General features: G+C 67.8%; 14 protein-coding genes and 1 pseudogene. 4 read left to right on the top strand and 11 right to left on the bottom strand.

Translation table 11 applies throughout. The features are described from left to right. Positions 1 to 60 precede the first annotated feature (60 nt). The 5 genes from ABZX92_RS14540 to ABZX92_RS14520 all read right to left on the bottom strand — a co-directional run bounded on the left by ABZX92_RS14540 (position 61) and on the right by ABZX92_RS14520 (position 6,012). Positions 61 to 789 carry a DUF1206 domain-containing protein gene (locus ABZX92_RS14540; protein WP_355558464.1) on the bottom strand — a complete coding sequence of 243 codons (729 nt, stop codon included), beginning with the start codon at positions 787 to 789 and terminating at the stop codon, positions 61 to 63. A gap of 109 nt (positions 790 to 898) precedes the next feature. Continuing rightward, complete coding sequence (locus tag ABZX92_RS14535) at positions 899 to 2,680, bottom strand: VanW family protein (protein ID WP_355558462.1); 1,782 nt, start codon at positions 2,678 to 2,680, stop codon at positions 899 to 901. A 284-nt stretch (positions 2,681 to 2,964) separates the two neighbouring features. Then, positions 2,965 to 3,258, bottom strand: coding sequence for a co-chaperone GroES (locus tag ABZX92_RS14530; RefSeq protein ID WP_355558459.1), 294 nt, complete (start codon positions 3,256 to 3,258; stop codon positions 2,965 to 2,967). A 36-nt stretch (positions 3,259 to 3,294) separates the two neighbouring features. After that, positions 3,295 to 5,115, bottom strand: coding sequence for an NHL domain-containing thioredoxin family protein (locus ABZX92_RS14525; RefSeq protein ID WP_355558349.1), 1,821 nt, complete (start codon positions 5,113 to 5,115; stop codon positions 3,295 to 3,297). A gap of 45 nt (positions 5,116 to 5,160) precedes the next feature. After that, positions 5,161 to 6,012, bottom strand: coding sequence for a pentapeptide repeat-containing protein (locus tag ABZX92_RS14520; RefSeq protein WP_355558346.1), 852 nt, complete (start codon positions 6,010 to 6,012; stop codon positions 5,161 to 5,163). Between the two features lie 119 nt (positions 6,013 to 6,131). Between ABZX92_RS14520 and ABZX92_RS14515 the strand changes: the two genes are divergently transcribed. Then, a complete protein-coding gene (locus ABZX92_RS14515; protein ID WP_355558343.1) occupies positions 6,132 to 7,145 on the top strand; it encodes an NAD(P)-binding domain-containing protein in 1,014 nt (337 codons plus the stop codon). Positions 7,146 to 7,313: 168 nt separating this feature from the next. On the opposite strand, the gene ABZX92_RS14510 is transcribed toward ABZX92_RS14515, so the two are convergent. Further along, the gene (locus ABZX92_RS14510; RefSeq protein ID WP_355558341.1) at positions 7,314 to 7,808 is read right to left on the bottom strand and encodes a MarR family transcriptional regulator; all 495 of its coding nucleotides are present in this window, start codon (positions 7,806 to 7,808) and stop codon (positions 7,314 to 7,316) included. Positions 7,809 to 7,898: 90 nt separating this feature from the next. On the opposite strand from ABZX92_RS14510, the gene ABZX92_RS14505 reads away from it, so the two are divergent. After that, the gene (locus tag ABZX92_RS14505; protein ID WP_355558338.1) at positions 7,899 to 9,029 is read left to right on the top strand and encodes an ABC transporter substrate-binding protein; all 1,131 of its coding nucleotides are present in this window, start codon (positions 7,899 to 7,901) and stop codon (positions 9,027 to 9,029) included. 58 nt (positions 9,030 to 9,087) lie between these two features. Here the strand turns inward: ABZX92_RS14505 and ABZX92_RS14500 are convergent. The 3 genes and pseudogenes from ABZX92_RS14500 to ABZX92_RS14490 form a co-directional block, all read right to left on the bottom strand. Further along, positions 9,088 to 9,234: pseudogene (locus ABZX92_RS14500) on the bottom strand (transposase); the annotation flags it as partial. A gap of 118 nt (positions 9,235 to 9,352) precedes the next feature. Further along, the gene (locus ABZX92_RS14495) at positions 9,353 to 10,021 is read right to left on the bottom strand and encodes a dienelactone hydrolase family protein (protein ID WP_355558336.1); all 669 of its coding nucleotides are present in this window, start codon (positions 10,019 to 10,021) and stop codon (positions 9,353 to 9,355) included. Then, a complete protein-coding gene (locus tag ABZX92_RS14490; protein ID WP_355558333.1) occupies positions 10,018 to 10,929 on the bottom strand; it encodes an SDR family oxidoreductase in 912 nt (303 codons plus the stop codon). The genes ABZX92_RS14495 and ABZX92_RS14490 overlap by 4 nt, the downstream gene beginning before the upstream one ends. Before the next feature lie 97 nt (positions 10,930 to 11,026). On the opposite strand from ABZX92_RS14490, the gene ABZX92_RS14485 reads away from it, so the two are divergent. Both ABZX92_RS14485 and ABZX92_RS14480 read left to right on the top strand, forming a co-directional pair. Beyond that, complete coding sequence (locus ABZX92_RS14485; protein ID WP_355558331.1) at positions 11,027 to 11,668, top strand: TetR family transcriptional regulator; 642 nt, start codon at positions 11,027 to 11,029, stop codon at positions 11,666 to 11,668. 21 nt (positions 11,669 to 11,689) lie between these two features. Then, positions 11,690 to 12,463: an HAD family hydrolase gene (locus ABZX92_RS14480; protein WP_355558328.1), complete on the top strand. Its 774-nt coding sequence runs from the start codon at positions 11,690 to 11,692 to the stop codon at positions 12,461 to 12,463. Here the strand turns inward: ABZX92_RS14480 and ABZX92_RS14475 are convergent. After that, positions 12,460 to 12,804: an NTP pyrophosphohydrolase gene (locus ABZX92_RS14475; RefSeq protein WP_355558326.1), complete on the bottom strand. Its 345-nt coding sequence runs from the start codon at positions 12,802 to 12,804 to the stop codon at positions 12,460 to 12,462. The two genes, ABZX92_RS14480 and ABZX92_RS14475, sit on opposite strands and share 4 nt — an antisense overlap. Before the next feature lie 14 nt (positions 12,805 to 12,818). Continuing rightward, positions 12,819 to 14,186 (bottom strand): S28 family serine protease, encoded by a 1,368-nt coding sequence (locus ABZX92_RS14470; protein WP_355558323.1) that lies wholly within the window; start codon positions 14,184 to 14,186, stop codon positions 12,819 to 12,821. Positions 14,187 to 14,222: the final 36 nt, after the last annotated feature.

Raw genomic sequence — 14,222 nt, 5'->3', positions numbered from 1 at the left:
ACGGACGACGGGTCCTCGCACCTCCTGCCCGAGGTGCGAGGACCCGTTTTCAGTTCTCTGTCAGCCCTTGAGCGCGCGGGCCGCCACGAAGCAGTAGACGCCGAACGCGGCGATGCCGATCGCGACCGCGCTGAGCAGGAACATGCCGTAAGGCTGTTCCGCCAACGTGTGCAGGGCCTTGTCCAGGCCACCGGACTGCTCCGGATCCGCCTTGATCGCGGCAAGCCCGATCAGGACACCGATCACGCCGTACGCGACGCCCTTGCCGATCCAGCCGATTCGGCCGACCGGCTCGATCCACGACGGTGCGCGGCCCATGTCGAGGTCCTTCTCGAAGGACTTCTTGATGCCTTTGTAGACGATCACGCCCGCAGTGATGATCACGCCGATCGCAATCGCGCCGACGATCCACTGGCCGCCCGGCCACGAGAGCACCTGCGCGGTCAGTTCCTGTTGCTGCTGCGTCTGATCGCCGGTCTTGCCGCTCGTGGCGTACTTGAACGCACCGAACGCGATACCGCCCGAGGTGATGGCGCGTGCGGCGGAACCGATGCGCTTGGAGATCCGCTTGCGCTGCTTGGTGACGTAGGAGTAGCCGACGAAGGCCAGCAGCAACTGCCAGAGCGAGAAGAAGACCAGGCCGATGCCCACTGCCCACAGCAGCCAGGCACCGTTCTGCGCGAGCTCGGTCAGCGCGCCCTTCGAGTCCGTCCGCTCGGCGTCGCCGCCGAACGCGACCTGGAGCGCCAGCCACGCGATGAGCACGTGGACCGCCCCGTACACAACCATCCCCACCCGCCCCAACGTCTGGACGACGGGACTTCTTCGCGCCTCGTTCGCAACAGTGGCCACGAAGGGGTGAATACCCCCGCGTGGCCACTGTGAACCGAGCTTTGTCTCAGCCGCCTGCCGGCGGCTCACAGACGATCTTGAACTGCGGGTCGTAGCGGACCGTGCGCGACTCGCTACGGGACTGGCCGGTGCGGCGGTCCTTGATCGTGCGGGTGTCCGTCACCGAGAAGCCGGGAGCGCCGTTGCTCGGCGAGCACCCGGCCTTGCTGACCTTCTTCTCCTGCGGCTGGGTCGGGTTGAACTCGGCGCTGGTGGAGCCGGTGACGTCGTAGTTCTTGGTGCCCCAGAGCCTGATCGTGATCGTCGAGCCGGTCCAGATCGTCTGGATGGCGACACCCGTGTCGTCCGGGTTCGTGAACGCGATGTCGATCAGGCTGTTGCCGTTGGTGTCCATGAACACCGTGGCTTCCCGGCCCTTCGGGTACCGCGTGATCCAGTAGCTGTGCTCGCGGTGGCCCGCGTCCTTCATCCCCGCGACGTAGGACGCGTTGTACAGCGTGGTCGCGAACTGCGAGATGCCGCCACCGACCGCCTTGTCCGGGATGCCGTCGTTGATGATGCCCGCCTCGACGTAGCCCTGCGCGGTGCCGCGGGGGCCGGTGTACTTGTTGAGGCTGAACGTCTCGTGCGGCTTCACGATCGCGCCGTTGACCTTCTCGGCCACGACCCGGATGTTGACGCCGGAGGCAGCGGCGAAGCCACCGGTCTGGAACTCGCCGATGACCTCCTTGATGCCCATCTTGTTCGCCTGCTCGGTGGTGACCTTGGCGGGCGTGTGCTTGTACTCGAACTTGACCTCGCGCGCGTCCGTCTTCTTCAGCGTGTCGAAGTACGGCTGGAGGTTCTTGTCCCAGTCGAGGTCGAGGCCGTCGACGGACTCCTTGACGGTCGGCTTGCCGCCCTCGAAGACGATCTCGGCGTCCTTGCCCTGCTTGACCGTGTCCTTGAGCTGCGGGCCGACGGCCTCGGCGAGCTTGTCCTTGTTCGGCTTGACGTTCAGCGTGCCGCCGTCGCCGGGCTCGAACGCCAGCGTGCCGGCGATCTGCTCGGGCGTGAGGTTCGCGTCCTTGCCCTCGCCCTTGATCTTGACCGGGCCGGACACCGCGGCCTTCACCACGTCGTTGAGCGCCTTCTCGACGCCCTCCTTGGTCGTCTTGACCGGGGTGAAGTCCATCGGGACCTCGACCGGGCCGCCGGACGCCCAGTTGGAGACGACGGCGCCGACGGCCTGCTCGGCCTTCAGCTTCTGGCCGTCGTGCGGCTCGACGGCGACCGGGGTGGCGCCCTCGAACTTGATGGTGCCCTCGACCGGCTCGTGGTCGATCTTCGGCCGCAGGGCCTCCAGCGCGCCGCTGACCTTCTCGTCGTCGCCCTTCGTCGCCACACCGACCTCGCGGCTGGTGAAGAACGAGGTGACGCGCGTGATCGGGCTGAGCGGCTGGCTGCCCGCACGATCGATCGTGGCGTTCCAGTCGAGCTCCAGGCCGGCTGCCTTCGGGTCGAGCTCCGCCGTGACGTCGCCGGCCTTGAGCGCGACCGGCTTGCTCAGGCGCGGGCCGATCTCGTCGCGGAGCTTCTTCTCGGCGTCGCTGTGGCTCAGGCCGCCGACGTCGACGCCCGCCACGGTCACGCCGCGCGGCACGTTGCCGCTGGAGACGAGGATGTCGAGGCCGTAGAGCAGGCCGAACGCGCCGACGACGGCCGCGGCCACGATCAGGGCCTTCTTCTTGGTGTTCTTCGGCTGTGCGTCGTCCTCGCCCGGCTCGATCATCACGGGTCCGTAGACACCGGAGTCCTCCGGCTCGGGCAGCGGCGCCACCGGTCGCATGTACTCGGTGGCGTCCTCGCTGGCGGGAAAGCCGACGCCAGGCACGGCCGCGCTGATGGTCGGCTCGTGGCCGTCCGGTTCCTCGGACGGCCACGCGTCGCTCGGCGCGGCGCTCACGGGCGCGATCTTCGTCGTCTGCTCGGAGGCGGTGCCTCGCGCGTTGACCGGCGGCATCGCTCTCGTCTTGTCAGCGTCGTACGGCACAGCTCTCCCCGTTGCCCTGTCTCTGAACTGAGGCGGCGTATACGTGTGTAGCTATCAGGCCAAGATCACGAACCGGCGGCTCACAGGTACAGACCAGTACCGTGCTCGGTGAGCTCGCTGGCAACTGCGTGGAGATCGCGTTCCCTCATCACGAGATACGTGGCGCCCTGCACCTCGACCTCAAGCTGATCTTCCGGGTTGAACAACACCCGGTCGCCGACCTTCACGTGCCGCACGCTCGTACCCACTCCGAACACGCTGCCCCACGCCAACCGCTTGGCCATGTTGGCCGTGGCGGGGATCACGATGCCTCCGCTGGATCGCCGCTCGCCGTCCTCCGGCGAGATGCGGACCATGACGCGGTCGTACAGCATCTGGATCTCGAGCTTGACATCAGGCACCCGCAGAGTCTACGTGGCCGCCGGAGGTGCCTCGTCCATGCCGCCCATGAGCAGTGGCAGCCGGGCAGGTCCATCGGTGACCACTCGAACCGGTACGCCCCAGTCCTGCCTGGTCAAGCGACAGACCGGGTGTTCGTCGGCAGGATCGTCACTGCAACTGGCGGCCTGCGCTACTACGTGCAGGACCCCGTTCGTGATCTGATCGTTGATCCGCAACACCCGTACCAGTTCGGTGCTGACGCCGGCGCCCTCCAGGATCAGGTCTTCCGGCGAGCTGGTGATCTCCAGGCGGGTGCTCGGTCCGTACCTCTCGTCCAGCTTGGTGCCGGTCGGCGGGGTGAAGATGACCGCGAGCTCCAGGTTTCCTGGCGCGATGTCCGTGCTCGGGCGCTTGACCGCGTGCTCCTGGCCGTCGATCTTCGTGGCGGCCGCCGAGAAGCGTTCGAGCCGGTGGGCGGCGCTGGCCACGACCACGAGCTCGTTGTCGATCTGCAGGGCGTCGGACGGTTCGGCGATGTCCGTCGCGACGGTGGTCAGCGCGTTCGTCTCGGGGTCGTAGCGCCTGATGGCGTTGTTGTAGGTGTCCGAGATGGCGACGGAGTGGTCGTTCAGGACCGTGACGCCGAGCGGGTGCTGAAGCAGGGCTTCCTCGGCGGTTCCGTCCTTGTGACCGAACGCGAACAGGCCCTTGCCGATGACCGTGGTGACCTCGCCGTTCTCCAGGTAGCGCAGCGCCGACGTCTCCGAGTCGACCATCCAGAGGCGTTTTCCGTCTGCCGCGAGCCCGGACGTCTGCGCGAAGAAGGCTCCTGCGGCCGGGCCGTCGTTGATGCCTTCGACGGTGGTGCCCGCGAGCCTGCTCGTCGTGTTGGTCTCGGGGTCGAAGAAGCCGAGCGTGTGGTTGCCGGCCATGGCGATGGCGACGCCGCCGTTCCACCACGCGACGTCCCACGGGCTGGTGAGGTGGATCTTGTCGGCCGGCCCGTCGGTCTCGCCGTCGCGCCACTGCTCGCCGGTGCCCGCGATCGTGGTGACCTCGCCCGTTGCCAGGTTGAGGCCCCTGAGCAGGTGGTTCACGGTGTCCGCGATGACGACGTCGTAGCCGTGGGTGTTGGGGACCAGGGTGAGGCCGGCGGGCTCGGAGAAGCTGGGGTCAAGGCCGTCTTCTTTGCCGCGGTCGCCGGTGCCGATGCGGCGGATGACGGTCTCGCCGTCGGCTTCGAGCTCGACGATGCCGTGGTGCGCCGAATCGCTGACCAGGATCGTGTTGCTCGGCGTGACGATCGCCTTCGCCGGGAACCTGAGCGTGGTGTTCTCCGGCGTGGGGGCGACGTACGGGCCGGTGCCGCGGTGCAGCGTGCCCTTCTCCTCGTGCTCTCGTCTGAGCTCCGTGATGATCGTGTTCAGCGCCTCGACATGGCCCTCACCTGCGGCGACGTGAACGATGTAGCCCTCGGGGTCGATCAGGACGAGCGTGGGCCAGGCCTTGACGGCGTAGTGCTGCCACGTGGTCAGCTCGGGATCGTCCAGGACCGGGTGATGCACCTCGTAGCGCTCGACGGCCGCCTTGAGCGCGTCGGCGTCGGCCTCGTGGACGAACTTCGGCGAGTGGACGCCGATGGTGACGAGGACGTCCTCGTGTTCCTTCTCCAGGGGCCGCAGCTCGTCGAGGACGTGCAGGCAGTTGATGCAGCAGAACGTCCAGAAGTCGAGCAGCACGATCTTGCCGCGCAGGTCCTTCAGGCTGACCTGTTCGCCACCGGTGTTCAGCCAGCCGCGTCCGACCAGCTCAGGGGCGCGGACACGGGCACGGCGCTTCACAGTCGTCACGTCCCGATCCAACACTGTGGAACGAGGTGTCCATTCCGGGGTCCATCATGTGGACGGCAGTTTGAGACCTGGCTTCTCGCCGTCGTCGAACACCGGCGCGACCCTGATGACCGCCTCGGACAGGTCGACCTCGCCGCCCGCGAACCGAGCCCCGCGGAACGACACCTCACCGCCGTTGAACTCGGCACCCTCGAACCGGACCCGGCCGCCGGTGAACGACGCCTTGTCGAAGGTCACCCTGGCTCCGTCGAACGTGGCGCCGCCGAACCACACCTCGCCGCCGCTGACCGACATTCCGTCGAACGAGATCCAGCCGCCCGGAAAGCGCGCCAGGCTGAGGAAGAACGTCCCGGACGGCACGCGGATGCCCGAGAAGTCCGCCGAGCGGAGCACTGCGCGGACGAGGTCGAAGTCGTAGCCCTGCCAGCTGACCGGTGCGCCGTCGCGGAGATGTCGCGCGATCACACTGGTGATCGACAGGCGTACCTCGGACTCGGCGTCGTGGTACCACTCCGACTCCAGTGACGGCTCGTAGTGGACGCGCAGGTACGCGCACAGGACGTCGATGCAGACCTGGCGTTGTTCCGGCCACTCGTCAGCCAGTGAGGCGAGTGCGTAGACGCCGGCCAGGCGGACGGTCGGGGACTCGTTGCCGATCTGGTTGCAGGCGGCGCCGAAGCGTTCGTTGAGGAGCTTCAGGTGTTCGCGGGACTCGGCGGACTCGGTCACCCGTTGCCTGCGGTAGGCGACGACCAGCGCGACCACGCCGCCGACGCCCGCGACCACGGTCAGCGCGACCTTGATGATGTCCAGCCTGGGCGCTTGGGTCGTCGGGAAGCCGACGGCCGCCCACAGCAGAGAAGCGGCTGCAGCAAAGACAGTTAGACCGATCAGCACAACGAGACCTATGTGCTTTTTGATTGACCACAGCTGCCCGGAATCCACGATGATGGAAGGTAACCGCCCACCTGAACCTTTGCGCTGTGTTTGGCGTAGAGGACCCCGGGAGGTGCGTGATGGTGGAGTACCTGGTGGTCGGTGCGGGTCCGGCGGGCCTGCAGATGGGGCGCTTCCTGCACCGGGCGGGCCGCGACTACGTGATCGTCGAGGCCGGTTCAGAGCCGGCTGGTTTCTTCCGCGAGTTCCCGAGGCACCGGGTGCTTTCCACGGACGACAACTCGCTGTTCGACGGGGTGCCGTTCGCGCGGTACAGCAAGCGGGCGTTTCCTGATGCGGACGATCTGGTGCGGTACCTGGAAGACTTCGCGCGGCCGTTGAACGTCCGGTACAACACGCGGGTCAGCGACTTGGGCCAGGCGCGGCACATCATCCTCGCCACCGGCAAGAAGCCTTACCTGCCAGGCATTCCGGGGATCGAGCACGCCGAGACGTACGCGAGTGCCAGTACTGACCCGACCGAGTACGCCGGGAAGCGGGTGCTCATCATCGGGCGGGGGCACAGCGCGTTCGAGACGGCCGACAACATTGCGGGCACGGCACGGCTCACGCACACGGTCGGGCGGACTGTGCAGCGGATCGCCAAGGACGGCAACGAGTTCGTGGCGACGATCGACGGCACCGGGGAGCTGCGGTACGACAAGGTGATCGTGTGTGCCGGGTTCAGGAGGGACACGAGCCTCGACGTGCCGCACGCGCACATCATCACGGGTGACTCCATCAAGGCCATCCGGCATGCGGCGCGGGCGTTGCACCGGACGTTGGAGGCCGAGCACCACGGAGTGCCGTGGCCGCACCGGAAACTGCGGAACCGGCCCGACTCGCTGGCCGCGACGGTTGCGGACAGGGCGCGGCAGATTCCGGAGGGACTGGCGGATGTCGTTGTGCCGCAAGGACAGCACGCGCTCATCTACGACGAGATGCCGTCGAGCGAACGGAACGGGTTCGTCGTCACGCGCACACAGGTCAGGCACTACCGGAAGAACGAGCTGATCGCCGTGGAACGCCGGCTGCACCGCAAGCCGCTGGAGAGGTTCTTCTCGCAGCAGCTCGCGGTGCCGTGCATCGCTTAGGACTCCTGACAAAAGCGGTAGCCCTGACCTGCTGGAATGTGTGTGCATCAGCCTTCGTTGATGCTGCGGGAGGAGTGAGACAGTCGGCCGGCGCAGCGCCGACGTCGGATTGCAGCGGCATGTGAGCCCTCCAGGATCGCCTTCTCCCAGTCGGCAGAGCGGTGCGCGCTATCTGCGCCGCCAAGGGAGCTCAGCCTGATAGTCGTCCTCGTGGGTGAGACCCTTGATGATGGCCTCGCCGATCTCTGCGAACTGGCGGACCTGGTCAGGCGTGAGGTGGTCGAACATCGCCCGGCGCGCCGCCGCGACGTGACCGGGGCCTGCGGCGGCGAGGACGGCGAAGCCTTCGTCGGTGAGCACTGCGAGTTGGCCGCGCTGGTCCGTCGGGTCGTCGGTGCGTCTCGCCCAGCCGCGTTTTTCCAGCGCCGATAGTGCGTGCGAGAGCCGGCTGCGGGTGACCTTCAGGTGCTCGGCGAGGTCACTCATCCGCAGCGCCCGGTCGGGGGCCACGGACAACCGGCTGAGCAGGTTGTACGTCGCGTGCGACAGGCCGGCGTCCCGTTGCAGCTGCCGCTCCAGGTAGTCGCCCAGCAGCGTTGACAGGTCGATGTATGCCAGCCAGGCGCGCATCTCCTCCTCGGAGAGCCAGGTGGTGTCGCTCACCACACCAGCATATCCGGAGGTTTGAACTCTCAAACAAATGGGCCTATCGTCGGCCCGGATGTTTGAGGTTTCAAACTCTTGAGAGGTGTCATGAGGTTCACCAGGAAGGCCGGGACCGCGCTGATGGCGGCCGTCGTGGCGGTGGGGGCGAGCTACGCCGTCGCCGATGCGAACACGAAGGCGGCGGCTGGCGAGTCGGGCGAGCAGGCAAAGTTGCAGGCGCTCTACCGCGAGGCTGAGGCCGATGGCGGCGAAGTGACCGTCTACATGGGCGGCGACAAGCCGGGACAGTGGGATTTCATCGCCAAGGCGTTCGCCGCGCAGTTCCCCGGCGTCAAAATCCACCTGGTCACCGATCTGAGCAAGATCCACGACGCTCGGATCGACAACCAGATCGCCACCCACGACCAAGTGGCTGACGTGGCCGTGCTGCAGACCGTGCAGGACTTCGACCGCTGGAGGAGCGCCGGCCAGTTGTTGAAGTACCGGCCCATCGGCTCCGACGAGGTCTTCGACAACGCCAAGGACTCGCAGGGCTACTGGACCGGCGTGTTCTACGGCGCTTTCGCCGACATGGTGAACACCAAGGCGGCCGGGTCGGATCCGTCGGCGTTCACCGCGGCCGATCTGCTGAAGCCGGAGTTCAAGAACAAGCTGATCTTCACGTACCCGAACGATGACGACGCCGTCCTTTACGACTTCAAGCTGACCGTCGACAAGTACGGTTGGACCTGGCTGCGTTCCGTGGTCGCGCAGAACCCCGCGTTCGTGCGCGGCACGCCGTTTTCGGCCGGACCCGTGGCGGCCGGGGACTACCTGGCGACGCTCGGCACGGCGGGCGATCCGACGCCGAACGCGACCATGATCTTCCCGGCGAACGACCCGTTCAACAGCTGGGTGCAGCACGGTGCGATCTTCAAGAACGCTCCGCACAAGGCCGCCGCGAAGCTGTTCCTGAGCTGGCTGACGTCGCGGACGGCCCAGCAACAGCTGATCGCTCCGTGGACCTGGTCGGTGCGCAAGGACGTCGCCCCACCGGCCGGGCTGCGGCCGCTGGCCACGTATCACCAGACCGATGTGGCGGGGTTTCAGGCGTTCATGAGCGACCGGGACGCGGTGGAGCGGTTCCGCTCGCAGGTGCAGCTCTACGTCGGCCAGGTCGTCGGTCCGGACCCGGCCGACCCGACCAACACCCTCGGATTGACTCCCGGCAAGTTCTGACCGGGCCCGGTTCCGGGTGGGCGCCGACCACAGGGCTGGCGCCCATCGCCGTGGCGGGCCCACGCTTGCCGCGCACCGGCGGGATCTGGTCGATCAGCGGCATCAACTGGGTGACGTCGTTGCGGTTACCACCGGTCAGCGAGACGGCCAGTGGGATGCCGTGTCCCTCGGTGATCAGGTGGTGCTTCGAGCCCGCTCTGGCGCGGCTCGATCCGCGCCCACAACTCGTCGGACACGACTCAGGGAAGCTGCTCGCCCTTCCTCACACCAAGGTCAACACACCAATGATCGGCAGCAGTCCAAGATCATTGTGTTAGGAGCTCTCAGGCCGGAAGCGTGCGCGCGAGGAACTGAGCGGTCTTCTCCCAGGCGCGACCGGCGGCGTCCTCGTCGTACCAAGGAGCCAGGTGGTTGAGGAACGCGTGACCCGCGGGCTCCAGGGCGATCTCGGCGCCCGGATGTGCTTCCACCGCGTCCGCGACCTTCTGGTACCCCGTGATGAACGAGTCCTCGGTGCCGAAGTGGAACAGGATCGGGCAGGACACCTGGTCCAGCGTGGCGATCTGGTCCGGGACGCCCGAACCGTAGAACGAGACGGCGGTGTCCGGGTCGGAACCGACGGCCGCCGCGTACGCGAGGGTGCCGCCGAGGCAGAAGCCGAGCACGCCGACGCCGCCGGTCACCTCGGGCAGACCGCGCAAGTAGGCCACCGACTTGACGACGTCCTGCACCGCGAGCGGGAAGTCGAGCTTCTGCACGACCTCCATCGACTTCTGGATGCCCGCCTCGTCGTGCTCACCCACCCAGCCCGGCTCGAAGCGGTGGAACAGCTCGGGCACCGCCACGACGTAACCGAGCGCGGCGAGCTGCTCGGCGACGCCCCGCAGGTACCCGTCCAGGCCGAAGATCTCCTGGATCAGCACGATGCCGGGGCCGGAACCGGACGCGGGCAGCCAAACCGGCAACGGCATGTCGTCAACACGATGGGTCATACCAAGATCCTGCCCGAGAGCCCGGTGAGCCGTTCGGCCTCTGCCCACAAACGCGCGGCCACCGCCTTGTCCCGGCTGGAGCGAGGCAACGACACGCGCTTGGTCGCGCCGACGAGTCCCCAGCGCGGCCCGTAGTAGGCGCCGGAGATCGCACCCGGATCGGCGGCCGCGAACAGCAGCGGCTCAGTGCCCTGCTCGACGCCCTGCGAGGGGACGATCTTCGAGGCCAGCACCTCGAAGAAACCGGGTCGGCCGTTCAGGTTCGGCCCCGACGTCAACAGGTTCGTGCGGGTGTAGCCGGGGTGCGCGCCGGTCGACACCAGCGTCCAGCCGCGATCAGCGGCCAGGTCGGCGAGGTACGTCGTCAGCAACAGGTCCGCCAGCTTGGACTGGGCGTAGGCGCGCAACGGGCGGTAGCTCTGCCGCGACTGCAGATCGTCGAAGTTGATCCGCCCGCCGTTCGCGGTGCCGCTGCTCATCGTGGCGACCCGCGGCGCGGGAGCGGCCAGCAGCAACGGCAGCAGCCGGACGGTCAGCGCGAACGGGCCGAGGAAGTTGCTGGCCAGCTGGAGCTCGAAGCCGTCGACGGTCTCCACCCGCCTCGGCACGTTCATCACGCCGGCGTTGTTCACCAGCACGTCCAACGGCCTGCCGTCCGCGACCAGCCCCTCGGCGAACGCGCTCACCGAAGCCTGGTCCGCGAGGTCCAGCCTCCTCACCTCGACCGACGCCCCTGGATGCGCGGCGAGGATGTCCGCCTTCGCCTGCTCACCCTTGGCCGGAGTGCGCACCGCGAGCACGACTTCGGCCCCGGCCCCGGCGAGCCGCTTCGCCGTCTCCTTGCCCGTACCGCTGTTCGCGCCGGTGACGACAAAGAGCTTTCCACGCTGGTCAGGAACCTGGTACATGACGCAACTCCATTACGGACCGTCGGTATCTTATGTCCCCAACATAACGGACCGCCGGTCTCTTAGTAAAGTACCGCCGGTCTGTAATATGGGTGACATGGTCTTCCAGCGAGCGCGCACCGACGAGCAGCGCACCGAGCGGCGGCGGCAGATCCTCGACGCCGCGGCCGCGATGCTCACCGAGATGCCGGTCGCGCAGCTCAGCCTCAGCGCCCTGAGCCGCCGGGTCTGCCTGGCGAAGGCCAACGTGCTGCGCTACTTCGACTCGCGCGAAGCCGTGCTGCTGGAGCTGCTGGAAGCGGAGATGGCGGACTGGGTCGCCGAGCTGGAACGCGCGGAGACGCCGAGCTCCGGCGACCGGCTGGCCGAACTCCTCGCCTCCACGCTGACCAGCAGACCCGTGCTGTGCGACCTCGCGAGCGCGCAGGCCGCCGTGCTGGAGCACAACATCTCGGCTGAGACCGCGACCCGGCACAAGTACGCCGCCAAGCAGTCCCTCGAAGAACTCGTCAGGGTCGTCACCGCGCACGTGCCGGAGCTCGGCCAGGACGCTGTCATCTTCGTGCAGATCGTGATGCTGACCGCGATCGCCGCCTGGCCGTGCAGCCGGCCGTCGGAGGCGATTCTCAGCGCGTTCGCCGCAGACCCCGAACTGGCCGCACTGCACATCGACTTCACCGACACCGTGCGGCGCACCGCCGAGGTGACCGTTTCCGGCCTTCTCGCCCGCCGGCCGTAGCTCCTGCCCGATAATCGGCCGATGATCAGGCTGATCGCGACCGACCTCGACGGCACGTTGCTGCAGCCGGGCGGAGTGCTGAGCGACCGCACCCGCGCCGCGCTCGACGCCGTCGACGCGGACGTCGTGATCGTCACCGCGCGACCGCCGCGGTTCGTGCAGAACCTGGAGCTGACCGGCACGGCGATCTGCGCCAACGGAGCGTTGATCTACGACCTGGCCGGCGACGAGATCACGCACGCGCAGACCGTGCCGGCAGACGTCGTGCGGAAGGTGTCCGAGGCACTCGCGGAGGTCATCCCGAACGTCACCATCGCGGTCGAGACCGGACTGGAAACGTTGTCAGGACCTGGTTTCAAGGGGTTCGGGCCGAACAATCCACATCGGACACTGGAGTTGCTCGACCACGTTTTCGAGCAGGCGCACCAGGTCGTGCAGATGCTCGCGTGGGCACCGGACGGTGAGTGCGACCACATGATGGAGATCGCCAGGGAGGCCGTCGGGCAGCACGTCACGGTCACGCACTCCGGCGGGACGGGCATGCTGGAGATCTGCCCGCCCGGTGTCTCGAAGGCGGCGACGCTCGAATCCCTGTGCCACACCAGAGGAATCGGCCGGCACGAGGTAGTCGCGTTCGGGGACATGCCGAACGACCTGACGGTGCTCGGGTGGGCCGGCACCGCCTACGCGATGGGCAACGCGCACCCGCTCGTCAAACAAGCCTGCACCAACCACGCGCCGCCGAACACCGAGGACGGCGTGGCGCAGGTGCTCGAACAGCTCTTCCGGCTCTAGCGGCGCGGCACCGAGGTGGGTCCGGCCACCTCGGCCCCCAGCGCCGTCACCCGCCGCCGCAGCTCGCGGTCGGCGGTCACCACGGTCACCGGACGACCGGCGCCCTCGGTTCGCACCACCTCGACGATCGTGTCGTCGCCATCGCCCGGTGCGGCGACGACACGGACGTCGTCGATCGAGGAAACGTTGCGCGCCTTGCCTTCCACGACGAGAACGACCTCCTCGTCGCGGCCCTGCAAGGCGTCGCGAAGACGTTCCGCCGCGCCCGCCCGGTCGCGCCACCACCCGTCGGGCACCGAACCGACGACGTTGGCGGCATCGACCACGAGCAACGGCTTCACGCCTCCAGCGTGCCTCAGCCCCGGCGCGCTCGCAGCGCGTCCAGCGAGTCCGGGTCCGGACCCACGTCCAGCGACAGCACCGACGCGGACGCACCGGCCCAGCGCTGCACGGCCGCGGTCGCCGCGGCCCGTTCCTTCTCCGGCAGCTTCGCGATGTTCGAGCCGTGGTTGCCGCCCGGCACCGCGAACGCCAGCGAGTCGCGCGTGCCCGGCCCGAGGCGGAACGGCTCAGCGCTCCACGGGTCGTTCTGCCCGTACACGAACAGCAGCCGCGAACCCTCGTACCGGACCCACCGGTCGACGTCCTTCATCGCGTGCCGGTCGAAGCGGGGGAACTTGATCTCGGCAGGCACCATCGTGCGCGGCACGCTGGAACCGGGGTAGCGCAACAGGTCGCGCACCGCGGACTCGTCGGCTTCCGGCCAGCCGAGCTGCGTGCCCGCCTGGTAGTAGTACGTGTCGTAGGGCGCGACACCGGCGTCGGTGTAGAAGTCCCAGCCGACGGTCTTGTCGATGAACGTCCAGAGGTCGTCGACCGAGGCGCCCGCACCGGGCACGAGCGCGCACTGTTCCTGAGTGCCGTACTGCCAGAACGTGAACGGCGTGTCCAGCACCAGGACCTCGAGCGCCCGGTGCGCGCTGCCGAACTGCTTGTACGTGTAGCCCTTGGCTTCCAAACGTTGCACAAGCGCGTCGCGGTTCTGCAGGATCTGGCGTTGCACGCCTTCAAGCCGCCGGTTGCACGTCGGATCGTTGCCGACGTTGCGGATGAACTCGCCATAGACGTCGCGATCGTTCACCACGTCGTTCGGCGCCACGTAAGCGATGGTCGCGTCGACGTCGCGCGGGAAGAACCGGCGGTGGTAGATCGACGTCATGCCGCCCTTGCTGGCACCGGTGGAGAGCCATTTCGACCGGTAGATCTTCTTGAACGCCAGCACGATCCGGTGGTGGTCGTTGGCCGCCTGCCAGATGTTCAGGTCGTCCCAGTCGGCGGGCGCGGGGCGAGACGGCGTGAAGAACCGCTGCTCCACGCTCAGCTGGTTGCCGTCGACGAGCCGCGCGGGTTCGGACGCACCGATCGTGCCGGACAGCTGGTAGCCGCTGGTGTGCAGCACCATCGGCTTGGAATCGTCCTTGTGCAGCAACGAGAAGCGCTGCTCGAACTGCTGCCCGCGCGGCTTGCGGTGGTCCGCGGGCTGCTGGATGCCGAGCACGAACGTCCGCGCGGTGCCGGACGTTCCTTCGCTGATGATCCGGACGCCGGGCAGCGCGGCGATCCGGTCCTTGATGTCGGGAGCCGCGGACGAGACCGCGGCCGTGGCCAGGACCTGTGTCGTCGCCAGGCCGAACGCCAGCAGGGAGCGTACGAGTCTGTTCACCTGGCCAAGCTATTGAGCCCGCACGCTCCGAAGGAC

Origin of the sequence: Lentzea sp. NPDC006480 (assembly GCF_040611995.1) — a bacterium.
Taxonomy (GTDB): domain Bacteria; phylum Actinomycetota; class Actinomycetes; order Mycobacteriales; family Pseudonocardiaceae; genus Lentzea.
The sequence above is the reverse complement of the archived record's forward strand: the minus strand, read 5'-3'. Positions and strand labels throughout refer to the sequence as shown.

Coding starts and splice junctions, on each gene's coding strand:
- ABZX92_RS14490 (WP_355558333.1), bottom strand. CDS start 10,929: ATGTACCAGGTTCCTGACCAGCGTGGAAAGCTCTTTGTCGTCACCGGC.
- ABZX92_RS14535 (WP_355558462.1), bottom strand. CDS start 2,680: ATGCGACCGGTGGCGCCGCTGCCCGAGCCGGAGGACTCCGGTGTCTAC.
- ABZX92_RS14515 (WP_355558343.1), top strand. CDS start 6,132: ATGGTGGAGTACCTGGTGGTCGGTGCGGGTCCGGCGGGCCTGCAGATG.
- ABZX92_RS14495 (WP_355558336.1), bottom strand. CDS start 10,021: ATGACCCATCGTGTTGACGACATGCCGTTGCCGGTTTGGCTGCCCGCG.
- ABZX92_RS14505 (WP_355558338.1), top strand. CDS start 7,899: ATGAGGTTCACCAGGAAGGCCGGGACCGCGCTGATGGCGGCCGTCGTG.
- ABZX92_RS14530 (WP_355558459.1), bottom strand. CDS start 3,258: ATGCTGTACGACCGCGTCATGGTCCGCATCTCGCCGGAGGACGGCGAG.
- ABZX92_RS14540 (WP_355558464.1), bottom strand. CDS start 789: ATGGTTGTGTACGGGGCGGTCCACGTGCTCATCGCGTGGCTGGCGCTC.
- ABZX92_RS14480 (WP_355558328.1), top strand. CDS start 11,690: ATGATCAGGCTGATCGCGACCGACCTCGACGGCACGTTGCTGCAGCCG.
- ABZX92_RS14485 (WP_355558331.1), top strand. CDS start 11,027: ATGGTCTTCCAGCGAGCGCGCACCGACGAGCAGCGCACCGAGCGGCGG.